Source organism: Paenibacillus germinis (assembly GCF_013141785.1).
Taxonomy (GTDB): domain Bacteria; phylum Bacillota; class Bacilli; order Paenibacillales; family NBRC-103111; genus Paenibacillus_E; species Paenibacillus_E phytorum.
Genome location: NZ_WHOC01000007.1, coordinates 78873 through 92495, shown reverse-complemented (window position 1 = coordinate 92495; position 13623 = coordinate 78873). Strand labels below are relative to the sequence as shown.

11 protein-coding genes and 1 tRNA gene are annotated in these 13623 nt (G+C 46.2%); 10 read left to right on the top strand and 2 right to left on the bottom strand.

Annotated features, from left to right (window positions below):
• Window positions 1-15 precede the first annotated feature (15 nt).
• The 4 genes from mgfK (at window position 16) to GC102_RS01040 (ending at window position 4337) form a co-directional block, all read left to right on the top strand.
• A complete protein-coding gene (gene mgfK, locus GC102_RS01055; protein WP_057302620.1) occupies window positions 16-999 on the top strand; it encodes a gluconeogenesis morphogenetic factor MgfK in 984 nt (327 codons plus the stop codon).
• A gap of 5 nt (window positions 1000-1004) precedes the next feature.
• Window positions 1005-1937, top strand: a complete 933-nt coding sequence (gene whiA, locus GC102_RS01050; protein ID WP_029195994.1) for a DNA-binding protein WhiA — start codon at window positions 1005-1007, stop codon at window positions 1935-1937.
• A gap of 148 nt (window positions 1938-2085) precedes the next feature.
• On the top strand, window positions 2086-2355 hold the full coding sequence (locus GC102_RS01045) for an HPr family phosphocarrier protein (RefSeq protein WP_028555561.1): 270 nt from the start codon (window positions 2086-2088) through the stop codon (window positions 2353-2355).
• Window positions 2356-2567: 212 nt separating this feature from the next.
• On the top strand, window positions 2568-4337 hold the full coding sequence (locus GC102_RS01040; RefSeq protein WP_246320676.1) for a stalk domain-containing protein: 1770 nt from the start codon (window positions 2568-2570) through the stop codon (window positions 4335-4337).
• Between the two features lie 964 nt (window positions 4338-5301).
• Here GC102_RS01040 and clpP read toward each other — a convergent pair.
• On the bottom strand, window positions 5302-5883 hold the full coding sequence (gene clpP, locus GC102_RS01035; RefSeq protein ID WP_171687845.1) for an ATP-dependent Clp endopeptidase proteolytic subunit ClpP: 582 nt from the start codon (window positions 5881-5883) through the stop codon (window positions 5302-5304).
• A gap of 231 nt (window positions 5884-6114) precedes the next feature.
• Window positions 6115-6186, bottom strand: a tRNA-Arg gene (locus tag GC102_RS01030).
• A 304-nt stretch (window positions 6187-6490) separates the two neighbouring features.
• On the opposite strand from GC102_RS01030, the gene GC102_RS01025 reads away from it, so the two are divergent.
• The 6 genes from GC102_RS01025 to eno all read left to right on the top strand — a co-directional run bounded on the left by GC102_RS01025 (window position 6491) and on the right by eno (window position 13600).
• A complete protein-coding gene (locus GC102_RS01025; protein ID WP_171687844.1) occupies window positions 6491-7513 on the top strand; it encodes a sugar-binding transcriptional regulator in 1023 nt (340 codons plus the stop codon).
• An 87-nt stretch (window positions 7514-7600) separates the two neighbouring features.
• Window positions 7601-8608, top strand: a complete 1008-nt coding sequence (gap, locus tag GC102_RS01020; RefSeq protein ID WP_171687843.1) for a type I glyceraldehyde-3-phosphate dehydrogenase — start codon at window positions 7601-7603, stop codon at window positions 8606-8608.
• Window positions 8609-8729: 121 nt separating this feature from the next.
• The gene (locus tag GC102_RS01015) at window positions 8730-9911 is read left to right on the top strand and encodes a phosphoglycerate kinase (RefSeq protein ID WP_171687842.1); all 1182 of its coding nucleotides are present in this window, start codon (window positions 8730-8732) and stop codon (window positions 9909-9911) included.
• Window positions 9912-9980: 69 nt separating this feature from the next.
• Window positions 9981-10733 carry a triose-phosphate isomerase gene (tpiA, locus tag GC102_RS01010; RefSeq protein ID WP_171687841.1) on the top strand — a complete coding sequence of 251 codons (753 nt, stop codon included), beginning with the start codon at window positions 9981-9983 and terminating at the stop codon, window positions 10731-10733.
• A 1-nt stretch (window position 10734) separates the two neighbouring features.
• Window positions 10735-12273 carry a 2,3-bisphosphoglycerate-independent phosphoglycerate mutase gene (gpmI, locus tag GC102_RS01005; RefSeq protein ID WP_171687840.1) on the top strand — a complete coding sequence of 513 codons (1539 nt, stop codon included), beginning with the start codon at window positions 10735-10737 and terminating at the stop codon, window positions 12271-12273.
• Window positions 12274-12307: 34 nt separating this feature from the next.
• Window positions 12308-13600, top strand: a complete 1293-nt coding sequence (gene eno, locus GC102_RS01000; RefSeq protein WP_171641369.1) for a phosphopyruvate hydratase — start codon at window positions 12308-12310, stop codon at window positions 13598-13600.
• The last annotated feature ends 23 nt before the right edge of the window (window positions 13601-13623 follow it).

Here is a 13623-nt window from a genome sequence, read left to right as displayed (position 1 = left end):
GAGGGTGAAAGAAGTATGGAACATGTTGAATTACAACGCAAGCCCAGAATAGTCGTTATTGGCGGTGGAACAGGTCTTTCGGTTATGCTTAGAGGATTGAAGGAGAAGCCGGTTGATATTACAGCCATTGTGACGGTAGCGGATGATGGAGGAAGTTCTGGTATTCTCCGGAATGAATTGCAGATGCCGCCTCCAGGTGACATTCGCAGCGTGTTAACGGCCCTTGCTGATGTCGAGCCCTTGCTGTCGCTTATTTTGCAATATAGATTTCAAGTGGGTACAGGTTTAGCTGGACACAGTCTGGGAAATCTAATACTAGCAGCTCTTACGGATATTACAGGTGACTTTGTCACTGCGGTTCAAGAGATGAATCGAGTATTTGCTGTTCGAGGTCGGGTTCTTCCTGCATCGAATCAAGCCATCGTGTTGAAAGCGATCATGGAAGATGGTACCTTAGTCGTAGGCGAGTCCAAGATTCCAAAAGCGGATGGACGCATCAAACGTGTATTCATAGAGCCGGCTAACGTGACACCGCTAGCTGAAGCCGTTCAAGCTATACGCGAAGCAGATGCTATATTATGCGGTCCCGGTAGTTTATATACCAGCTTGCTGCCAAATCTGCTTGTCCCTGGGATCGCGGAAGAAATTGTGAAATCGAATGCTGTAAAGTTGTTCATCTGCAATGTGATGACACAGCCAGGCGAAACCGACGACTACTCGGTCAGCGATCATCTGGATGCCATTTATGATCACCTGGGCCAACACTTGTTTGACTATGTGATTGTGAATAATGGGGAAATCCCTCCGCAAGTTCAGGCGAGATATGCGGAAAAGGGTTCGAAAGCGGTTCATTTGGACCTAGAAGAAGTCACGAAGAGAGGGTATCGGATTATTGCTGATCGACTCGTGCTATTTCGTACCTACCTTCGTCATGATGCAGAGAAATTGAGTGACCATATTTATCAGCTCGTCGAAAGCTGGATGTTAAGGAAGAAGTGAGTCCCTTGTCCTTTGCGGCAACAACCAAAAAAGAATTGACGTTAATTACAGATGCGGAAGCATGTTGTGAAAAAGCGGAACTGTCGGCTTTGATTCGAATGAATGGATCTGTGCAGTTAACCAGCCAACGCGTCGTACTTGATATTTCAACCGAAAATGCAGCTATTGCTAGACGGATATACACGCTCATCAAAAAGACGTACAAATTGCACACCGAGCTGCTCGTGCGTAAAAAAATGCGTTTGAAGAAGAATAACGTGTACATTGTTAGAGTTCCTGGCCAGGTCCAGGAGCTGCTCAGTGATCTGAAAATTGTTTCCGAAGGGTTCATCTTCACCACAGGAATTAACAAAGAGATCATTCGAGGCAACTGCTGCAAACGGGCCTATCTTCGTGGGGCATTCATGGCTGGAGGCTCGGTGAATAACCCCGAGGGTTCTTCTTATCATCTCGAGATTGCCTCGATTTACGAGGAGCATTGCAAAGCGTTATCGCAGCTTGCGAACAAATTCGACTTGAATGCCCGCTGCATCGAACGCAAAAAAGGGTTCGTCTTGTATATCAAGGAAGGCGAGAAGATTATCGAGTTTCTAAGTATCATTGGCGCACATCAAGCACTTCTGCGCTTTGAGGATGTCCGGATCATGAAGGATATGCGTAACTCGGTTAATCGTATTGTCAATTGTGAAACAGCGAACCTCAACAAGACGATTGGTGCAGCTGTTAGACAGATCGAAAATATCCGTCTCCTGCAAAGGGAGGTCGGACTCGATAGCTTGCCTGAGAAGCTAAGAGAGGTTGCCGAGATTAGACTTCAGCATCCCGATCTGAATCTCAAGGAGGTTGGCGACATGCTTAAGGGCAGTGTAAGCAAATCTGGCGTCAATCATCGTCTGCGAAAAATCGACGAATTGGCTGAAAAACAGCGGAATTCGTAGATAAGAAGGCCCTGTACAGCGCATCTATAAGTTTTTCTCATTTTTTCTAGTGTACTTCAGGGAAAAATGCTATAATGTTAAAACATAGGGTTTAGCACTGTTATCAATAGTAATTCATATAAGCTCCATATTAGGGGGAATTAGTTCCATGTCCAGACGTCCAGTCGTTGTGAAGTTGAGAACAGGACTTCATGCCAGACCTGCGGCATTGTTTGTTCAAGAGGCGAATAAATTTTCATCTGAGATCTTTGTTGAGAAAGATGAAAAGAAAGTGAATGCGAAAAGCATCATGGGAATTATGAGTCTTGCGATCAGTACAGGAACCGAAGTCTTCATAAGTGCAGAAGGTTCGGATGCCGAGCAGGCTGTAAACGCTTTAGTCACATTAGTTAGCAAGGAAGAATTGGAAAACCAATAATCCTTCAAAAGCTTCCTTTCGAGGAGGCTTTTTTGCGAGTGAAGTGGCCATACAGTACAGCGAATTTTTATAAGTGTCAAATTTGTTAACAATTAGGGAAATTAGCAACCTTTTTCTCTTGTCGACGTCTAATGTACGTGGCTGGCGGAGGAAAGGGCTATTTGCCGTTTCTGCCGTGCTGCATTCAAATGTTAAAGGAGCCAGAGAAAAGAATGAAATTGAATTCGCTAAAAAAAGAGGTTACCCTCCTGCTTGCGCTGATCGTGTTTCTTGCTAGTACAATCGCAGCACCAGCAGCTCACGCGGTATCGACAAGCTCGTCCTTCATTTTACTTTATATCGATAAGTCAGAAGCGTTCGTGAACGAGGAGCAAATCCATTTGGAGTCTCCGTCTACGATAATTAATGGCAGTACATTCGTCCCTGCTAAGTTCCTTGGGGATACGATGGGTTTCAAGGTGGAATGGAATGATGCATCACGGACCATTCAGATGACTCCTCCGGGCTATGACATCGTTCTCGATGCCGATCATAAAACTGTGACGACCAATGGGGTAGACACGCCTTTCAACACGGTTGCTGCGATCGTAAATGGGAAGCTTTTGGTGAAGCTAACTTGGTTAGCGGACTATATGGGCGCGAAGTACAAATATAACAACGAACTCCGTCGAGTGGAAATCGTACACTTTAAGTCGCCTGAGGGTATCTACATTGACCAGGATAGCAACTCCAGACCTGTAGCTAAGTTTGCAACAGCGAAGCCTACATACCGTCTTGGAGAGCCTGTGAAGTATCTCGATCTTAGCTATGATCCCGATGCGGAAGGTATTGCATCCTATGATTGGGCGGGCAATCAGGAAGCCTTTTTCAAACCAGGTAAATATCCGGTTACTTTGACGGTTAAAGATGGTCACGGACATGTAAGTAAATTGTTCAAAAGCTTTGTAACAGTAGTTAATGAGCCTTATTTGACTGAAATGGAATACCCGATATATACGAAGCCAGTTGGTGGTTTCATCAAGTCGGACTGGGGTACGATTTGGGCTCATTTCAATGAGATGCCTCTTTTGCCTAAAAAAGTAACAGAGGTTCCAGGACGTACGCTTCTAGTGAGCGACAGTCCGGAAGAGTTTACAGAGAGTGGTATTCTGTACCGTGATAATATCAATGGCAAAGCGCGATTGTATGCCGATCACATCAATGGTACGAAACAGAAGATGACCATGGCGATATTCGCAACGAATAACTCGGATAAACCGGTTAAGATCAAGACAACGAATAAAGGCGAGGTATATCCTTCAGTTTATGCGAATTTGATCGGTAGCGAAGCGTCCGTAGACTTCCTTTTAGGCAATGTGTACACAGACGAACTGACAGTTCCTCCTCATGAGACTTACGTATATGCGAAGCTTCCGGATTTCTATCCGGGGCAGGGTGTGAACTTATTTTACGATGTGGAAACAGATGGTGAGCTGCAAATCTCGTTCGGTGTGACGGATCGCATGCTGACGCCAACGATTGCACAAGAACTTCCGTTATTGGGCTTCACGGGCCATGTACGCGGGACGTTCCCAATATCAGAGATTAAATGGGATATAGACGCCACAAGTTTCGCGAAAACATCGGTACTAACGATTGGAGATAATAAGACGGATCCGTTCGTTAAAGGGTATGACGTGATGCGCAAGCAGAATGTGGAGAACGGCGGTAATTATGGCGTAGTTTATAAAATCCATGCGGATAAGCCGCGTAAAATGGCTGTTATGATTATGGCCAAAGGCGGCGTGTTCAAAGGACCGTTCAAAATAAACGGTGAGATCATTCCGGTACCATATTCCGGTGTCATTACGGCATTTGATGGAATGGAAGTGCTGGCTCGTACGACAGGTACGGAAGACGCGCTGGATATCGAGTTCACGCCTCCAGCAGGCTCGGCATTCCCGATTGACCTGATTTTCTATCCATTGGATGAGAAGAAGTAAGATGAAAAGATAAGAGCCTTTGGAGATCCTAGTGATGCGTACAGCATAACACTGGGATCTCAGGAGGCTCTTTTTTTGTGAACTTGTGGCAGTGGTAAGAGATGAGGAATAAGCTCGGAAATCGACTGATTCGCATGTGAAGTGAGCTGAGAGGATGTTTTTCATTGTTAAGTGGAGGGGGAAGTGAGAAAGTAGCACTTTAACGATGAAAAGCCTGCTTAAGTAAGAGTAATCGGGGTTGATTCGCATGTGAAGTGAGCTGAGAGGATGTTTTTCATTGTTAAGTGGAGGAGAAAGAGGGAGAGTAGTACTTTAACGATGAAAAACATTCTTAAGTAAGCAGGATCTGAGCTGTTTCGCATGTGAAGTGAGCTGAGAGGATGTTTTTCATTGTTAAGTGGAGGGGAAAGTGAGAATGGAGCACTTTAACGATGAAAAACCTGCTTAAGTAAGAGGAATCGGGGTTGATTCGCATGTGGTGTGAGCTGAGAGGATGTTATTCATCGTTAAGTGGAGTGGAAAGAGAGAATGGTGCACTTTAACGATGAAAAACATTCTTATGTAAGCAGGATAAGGGCTATTTCGCTCAGAAATCGGACTTATTGCTGGATGTAGGCTGAGATAGGCTGAGATAGGCACAGAAATCGATCCTATAGCAACCACAAACCACGATGAGGCTGGCTGAGAAGTCGATTTTGGAGCTTACGGCGGCAGCGAGAAGTGATGTGTGGGGATAAGCGCGAAAATCGAGAGCTTATTGCTGGGTGCAGACTGAGTTAGGCTCAAAAACCGCGCCTAAAGTATCCCCAAGCCACGTTGAAGCTAGGTTATGTGGTCTGAGAAGTCGGTTTCGGAGCTTACGGCGACGGTGAGAAGAAGGGGTTTGTGGGAAGATCCCAATAAAAAAACCAGCCGCACGGCCGCTCGTTGAGCAGTCACTGCAAGCTGGTTTTTATTTTACAAATTAGACGCGCTCGATGACTTTATCGATGAGTCCGTATGCGGCCGCTTCCGCAGCGCTCATGAAGTTGTCGCGGTCTGTGTCTTTTTCGATGCGCTCGAAAGTTTGACCCGTGCGCTCAGCTAGGATTTTGTTAAGGTTGTCTCTCATTTTCAAAATACGCTTAGCGCGGATTTCGATGTCTGAGGCTTGACCTTCAGCACCACCAAGCGGTTGGTGAATCATGACTTCGCTGTTAGGCAAAGCGTAACGTTTGCCTTTGGCGCCTGCTGTGAGGAGGAATGCCCCCATTGAAGCAGCCATACCAACGCAGATCGTGGATACGTCTGGCTTAATGAATTGCATCGTGTCAAAGATGGCCATACCGGCTGTAATGGAACCGCCAGGGCTGTTGATGTAAAGCGAGATATCTTTATCAGGATCTTGTGCGGCCAAGAAAAGTAGCTGAGCAATGATGGAATTAGCCACAACATCGTTGACACCCGTGCCTAAGAAAATAATGCGGTCCTTCAGCAAGCGAGAGTAGATGTCATACCCTCTTTCACCGCGCGCGTCCTGTTCGACGACCATAGGAATAAAACTCATGAGAATGACCTCCTTGGGGTGGGTACATGGTTTAAAAGATTGATGCCTGGAGTCAATGTCATCATAGAATAATGAAATTGATCTCTTTTGTACATACTGTTTACAGTATCTACAAGTATGATAACGAAAAAACCTCTGAAGGTCAAGAAAGGTCAAACTAACAACAAAAAAAATCAGCAAGGATGCTGATTTTGGTCATTCTGGTGCTGATTCTGCTGTAATTCTTATGAACGCGCCCGAAAGGAATCGAACCTTTATCTCAGGCTTCGGAGGCCTACGTCATATCCATTGGACCACGGGCGCATAAAAAGTTAAAAAGTGAAGCAAGGGTTATTATATGTCAGACGCTCAGAAAAAGCAAGACAGTAAGCCCTTTCAGCCCATATTGGTGAAAAATGTTTGAACAAATGTTGAATCTGGAAAGATTATTGGTTATAATGAAAATGTAAGATATCAGAAAGCATTCACGCCGAACAATCTTCAGTGAATTCATCTTTCTGATGTGGGAATTGTGTAAGGAACTTTTTTTTCGCCCGGGTGGGACGCAAAATGTATACCCGGGACATAAAACGTCCATCGACGGATCGGGAGCGTTATAAGTCGTCATATGAGAGAAATACTTGACATTCAGAAACAGCTCTTGCCGGATCTCATGGACATCATGAAGAAGCGGTACTCGATTCTACATCATATCTTAGTCTCCGGTGTTGTCGGACGTAGAACGTTAGCCTCTTCGCTCGAAATGACTGAACGCGTGCTGCGCGGGGAAGTTGATTTCCTTAAGGAGCTTGGACTTCTCGAATCGGATGCCACAGGGATGAAGATTAGTGAATCCGGCCGCCAATTGCTTGAAGACATGCAGCCCATCATTAAGATGGCTTTTGGATTGACGGACTTAGAGGAAAGCATTGCTAAGTCGTATAGCATCTCGCAAGTGATTGTTGTCCCAGGAGACTCCGACACTTCGGTATTTACGAAGAAGGAGCTAGGACGTGCAGGTGCAGCAGCACTCCGCAAGTACGTGTCCAAAGATGATGTCATTGCTGTAACCGGTGGATCTACGATGGCGCAGATTGCGAATAACCTAGCGACATCCTCTTCCATGAAAGGCAGCTGGTTCGTACCGGCTCGCGGTGGACTTGGAGAAAGTGTGGATATGCAGGCGAACACCATTGCTTCTATTATGGCCAAGAAAACAGGCGGCAAATACCGATTGCTGCATGTACCGGATCATCTCGGGGAGGAAGCGTACCAATCGCTGATCCAAGATCCGCAAATTCAAGAAGTTGTTGACGCTGTTCGCAGTTGTCGCATCGTTGTACACGGTATCGGAGATGCTATGGTCATGGCACGCAGACGTAAGGTCGACGCCGAGACGACACGCAGTCTGGAAGCCGAGGGTGCTCTCGCAGAGGCGTTAGGATACTATTTTGACCGCCAAGGAAATGTGGTTCACAAGATGCCAACCGTAGGGCTTCGTCTGGAGGATCTTCAGCGTATTGAAGTCGTTATTGGTGTAGCCGGCGGGAAGAGTAAAGGGGAAGCGATCGCTTCCGTACTTCGTCATGGACAGGAAGATGTCCTTGTGACCGATGAGGCAGCAGCTTTAGAAATTATGAAGCATGTTTAATAAAGACGAAAGACATCATAACGTATGCCTTTATCAGCTGCGTTTTGAAATATAATATTATTTATTTAATCTTAGGAGGAATTGGCTATGACAACAAAAGTAGGTATTAACGGTTTCGGACGTATTGGTCGTAACGTATTCCGCGCAGCATTGAACAACGCAGATGTACAAATCGTAGCAGTAAACGATTTGACAGACGTTAAAACTTTGGCTCACTTGCTCAAATATGACACTACTCACGGTAAACTAGACGCTACAGTTGAAGCTGGTGAAGGCGAATTGATCGTTAACGGTCGTTCCATCAAGGTTTTTGCTGAGCGTGACCCTGGGAACCTGCCTTGGGCTTCTGTAGGCGCTGAAATCGTAATCGAATCCACTGGTATTTTCACTGCAAAAGAAAAAGCAGCTCTTCACTTGAAAGGTGGAGCTAAGAAAGTTATCATTTCCGCTCCTGCTTCCGACGAAGATATCACAATCGTACTTGGTGTTAACGAAGACAAATACGATCCAGCTGCACACACAATCATCTCCAACGCTTCATGTACGACGAACTGTCTAGCTCCTTTCGCGAAAGTTATCAACGATAGCTTCGGAATCGTAAAAGGTATGATGACAACTGTTCACTCGTACACAAATGACCAATCCGTTCTTGACGTTCCACATAAAGACCTTCGTCGTGCTCGTGCTGCAGCTGAGAACATCATTCCTTCCAGCACTGGCGCAGCAAAAGCAATCGGTCTAGTTCTTCCTGAGCTTAAAGGCAAATTGAACGGTATGGCTATGCGTGTTCCAACACCTAACGTATCCGTAACGGATTTGGTTGTTGAGCTTAAAGTTAACGTAACTGTTGACGAAGTAAACGCAGCTTTGAAAGCAGCTTCCGAAGGCCCACTTAAAGGCATTCTGAACTACACAGAAGATGCACTTGTATCCAGCGACTTCAATGGTGACCCAGCTTCCTCCACAATCGACGCTCTTTCCACAATGGTAGTTGGCGACAACATGCTGAAAGTGGTTTCCTGGTACGATAACGAGTGGGGCTACTCCAACCGTGTTGTTGATTTAGTAGCTTTCATCGCTAAAAAAGGTCTATAATTTACTAATCACAGATTTCAAAACACATGAAGGGGAGAAGAGATTCTCCTCTTTATGTGCGATTTTCCCATATAAAAGGTTGACCGGAAGTATACCATACACGTTCAGGAGGCTTTGACCTATGAGTAAGAAAAGTGTTCGCGATGTTGAAGTAGCTGGTAAAAGAGTATTTGTTCGCGTTGATTTCAACGTACCTGTAGAGAATGGTCAAATCACCGATGATACACGAATCAGAGAAACACTGCCTACGATTAAATTTTTAGTCGAAAAAGGCGCGAAAGTCATTCTTGCAAGTCACTTCGGACGTCCAAAAGGGCAAGTCGTTGAAGAACTGCGTTTAACACCTGTAGCTGCAAAATTGGCTGAATTGCTCGGTCAATCCGTGATTAAAGCGGATGTATCGGTTGGCGAAATCGTGAAAGCGCAAGTGGATGCTCTTCAAAATGGTGACGTTCTCTTGCTTGAAAACGTTCGTTTCAATGAAGGCGAAGAGAAGAATGATCCTGAACTCTCAAAAGCATTTGCTGAGCTTGCAGACCTGTTCGTGAACGATGCATTTGGTGCAGCACACCGTGCGCACGCTTCGACGGAAGGTATCGCACACTTCATTCCAGCGGTTTCCGGCTTATTGATGGAGAAAGAACTTGATGTTCTAGGCAAAGCATTGAACAACCCAGAGCGTCCTTTCACAGCTATCGTTGGCGGATCCAAAGTGAAAGACAAAATCGCTGTCATTGAGAACCTCCTGAACATTGCAGATAACGTCCTTATTGGCGGGGGTCTGTCCTATACATTCCTGAAAGCACAAGGTCACGAAATCGGTAAATCCCTTGTGGATAACGAGAAACTCGACCTAGCGCTTAGCTTTATTGAAAAAGCGAAAGAAAAAGGCGTTAACTTCTTGATTCCTGTGGATATCGTTGTTGCTGATAAATTCGGCGCAGATGCGAACACGCAAATCGTTGGCGTTGACGGCATTCCTGCGGACTGGGAAGGCATTGACATCGGACCGAAAACGCGTGAGCTCTATGCAGACGTAATCGCGAAATCCAAGCTGGTTGTTTGGAACGGACCGATGGGCGTATTCGAAATCGAGCCTTTCTCCCATGGTACACGTGCTGTAGCACAAGCTTGTGCAACTACCGAGGGTTACACAGTTATCGGCGGTGGCGATTCCGCTGCAGCAACTGAGAAATTCCACTTAGCTGATCAAATGAACCATATGTCCACAGGCGGCGGAGCTTCCTTGGAGTTTATGGAAGGTAAAGCATTGCCAGGCGTAGTAGCCTTGAACGATAAATAATGATTTTCACACAGTGAATGCTTACGATGCCAGTTATTCTGGCGAATAACTTTAAGGAGAACCTATCCCATGAGTAGAAAACCGATTATCGCGGGTAACTGGAAAATGTTTAAAACCGTTTCCGAAGCAATTAGCTTCGTGAATGAAATCAAAGGCAGCACTGTAGAAGGCGTTGAGAGCGTAATTTGCTCCCCATTCACGAATCTGCCTGCTTTGGTTGAAGCTGCGAAAGGCACTGATGTTCATGTAGGCGCACAAAACCTGCATTTTGAAGATAACGGTGCTTTCACAGGTGAAATCAGCGGTGTAATGCTGAAAGATCTTGGCGTTGAGTATGTGATCATTGGTCACTCCGAACGTAGAGCATACTTCGCTGAGACGGACGAAATCGTGAACAAGAAAGTCGTTGCAGCTTTCAAACACGGCTTGAAGCCAATCCTTTGCGTAGGCGAGAAGTTGGAAGAACGCGAAGCGGGTCAAACGAAAGATGTTTGTAAAGTGCAAACAGAAGCAGCCTTTGCTGGTCTTAGCGCAGAGCAAGCTGCACAAGTTGTTATCGCTTATGAGCCAATCTGGGCGATCGGCACAGGTAAATCTTCCACTGCTGAAGATGCACAAGACGTGATCGGTTACATCCGTACATTGGTGAGCGGCCTTTATGGCGCATCCGTTGCAGATGCAGTTCGCATCCAATACGGCGGCAGCGTGAAGCCAAACAACATTGCTGAGTACATGGCACAGCCTGACATTGATGGCGCACTTGTAGGCGGAGCGAGTTTAGAGCCAGCTTCCTACATCCAGCTCGTCCAGGGGGCGAAGTAACATGTCGAGACCGAAACCGGTAGCACTCATCATTCTCGATGGCTTCGGACTCCGCTCAGAAGAGCAGGGGAATGCGGTTGCTCATGCTAAAAAGCCTAACTACGACCGTTACTGGTCGAGTTATCCACATACAACCCTTACCGCTTGCGGTGAGGCCGTAGGTTTGCCAGAAGGCCAGATGGGGAATTCTGAAGTAGGACACCTGAACATCGGCGCAGGCCGTATCGTTTATCAGGATCTGACGCGGATTTCTAAATCGATTCGTGATGGTGAATTTTATGATAATGAAACGATTCTAGGCGCATTTCGTCATGCAAAAACAAACGGAAAGAAGCTGCACCTCTACGGGTTGCTCTCCGATGGCGGCGTACATAGTCACATTCAGCATTTGTTTGCTTTGCTGGACTTGGCTAAAAAAGAACAATTTGATGATGTGTACATCCACGCTTTCCTTGATGGCCGCGACGTGGCTCCAGATTCTGCAAAGAGTTATATGGCCAGCCTGCAGCACAAAATCATGGAAGTCGGCGTAGGGCATATTGCGACCGTTCAAGGCCGCTATTATGCGATGGATCGCGATAAACGTTGGGAGCGGACGGAGAAATCCTACCGTGCCATGGTTTATGGCGAGGGCCCGGCTTACACAGATCCAATGAAAGCTATTGTTGAATCCTATGAGAAATCGATCTTCGACGAGTTCGTTATGCCAACGGTTATCGTTGGTGATGATGGCAAACCGGTAGGTCTTGTAGAATCAGGGGATGCGGTTATCTTCTTTAACTTCCGCCCTGACCGTGCGATTCAGCTTTCGCAAGTGTTCACGAATGAAGATTTCCGCGGTTTTGACCGTGGTCCTAAAGTAGCTAGGAACCTGTACTACGTTTGTCTGACACTGTTCAGTGAATCCGTAGACGGTTTCGTAGCCTATAAGCCTAAGGATCTCGACAATACCCTCGGTGAGGTGCTGGCTCAGAATGGTTTGAAGCAGCTTCGCGCAGCGGAAACAGAGAAATATCCACATGTGACGTTCTTCTTCAGTGGTGGTCGGGATGCTGAACTGCCGGGTGAAACCCGTCTTCTTATTCCTTCGCCGAAAGTAGCTACGTACGATTTGCAACCAGAAATGAGTGCATATGAGTTGGCAGCTGCTGTGGTTAAGGAAGTGGAAGCTGAGCGCCATGATGTGATCATTCTCAACTTCGCTAACCCTGACATGGTAGGTCACTCCGGTTTGCTGGAGCCTACTGTGAAAGCAATCGAAGCAACAGATGATTGTCTAGGTCAAGTTGTAGAAGCGATCCTCGCCAAAGGCGGCGTGGTGTGCATTACAGCAGATCATGGGAATGCAGATGTTGTTACGAATGCAGATGGATCACGCAACACAGCACATACAACGAATCCTGTGCCTTTTATTGTTACGAGCAAATCTGTTACACTAAGAGACGGCGGAATTTTGGCAGATATTGCTCCAACGATGCTAGACTTCTTAGAGGTTACACAACCGGAACAGATGACCGGGACAACCATCATAAAGCGGTAATTCAAACATAATATTAAAGGAGTGTTTTCTAACAATGACGATTATTTCTGATGTTTATGCACGCGAAGTATTGGATTCCCGCGGTAACCCAACAGTAGAGGTAGAAGTATATCTAGAGTCCGGCGCTTTCGGCCGCGCTATCGTTCCTTCAGGCGCTTCCACAGGCGCATACGAGGCTGTTGAGCTTCGTGATGGCGACAAAGGTCGTTACCTTGGTAAAGGCGTTCTGAAAGCCGTTGAGAACGTGAATGAAATCATCGCTCCTGAAATCATCGGTCTAGACGCACTTGATCAAGTTGGCATCGACCACAAAATGATCGAGCTTGACGGTACTCCTAACAAAGCGAAATTAGGTGCTAACGCAATCCTAGCTGTTTCCATGGCAGTAGCTCGCGCAGCAGCAGACGCTTTGGATGTTCCACTTTACGTATACCTTGGCGGATTCAATGCTAAGACGCTTCCAGTTCCTATGATGAACATCATCAACGGTGGGGCACATGCCGATAACAACGTTGACGTTCAAGAGTTCATGGTTCTGCCAGTAGGCGCGCCTACTTTCAAAGAAGCTCTTCGCATTGGCGCAGAGATTTTCCATAGCTTGAAATCCGTATTGAAAGAAAAAGGCCTTAACACAGCTGTTGGCGACGAAGGCGGATTCGCTCCTAACTTCACTTCCAACGAAGAAGCTATCACAACGATCCTTACAGCAATCGAAAACGCTGGTTACAAACCAGGTGTTGACGTATTCTTGGGTATGGACGTTGCTTCCACAGAATTCTTCAAAGATGGTAAATACCACCTTGAGGGCGAAGGCAAATCCTTCACATCCGCTGAGTGGGTTGACTTCCTTGCTGCATGGGTTGATAAATACCCAATTATCACTGTTGAAGACGGTTGTTCCGAAGACGATTGGGAAGGTTGGAAATTGCTTACTGAGAAATTGGGTAACAAAGTTCAACTGGTTGGTGACGATCTGTTCGTTACGAACACTGAGCGTCTTTCCAGAGGGATCGAAGAAAACATCGGTAACTCCATCTTGGTTAAAGTTAACCAAATCGGTACGCTTACTGAGACTTTTGATGCAATCGAAATGGCAAAACGCGCTGGTTACACAGCAGTAATCTCCCACCGTTCCGGTGAGAGCGAAGACAGCACAATTGCTGACATTGCTGTTGCTACCAACGCTGGTCAAATCAAAACAGGTGCTCCGTCCCGTACGGACCGTGTAGCGAAATACAACCAACTTCTTCGCATCGAAGACGAGTTGTTCACTGTAGCTCAATACGCTGGTAAAAAAGCATTCTACAACTTGAGAAACTTTAAATAATTAAATACCTTGGGGGTCTGCTG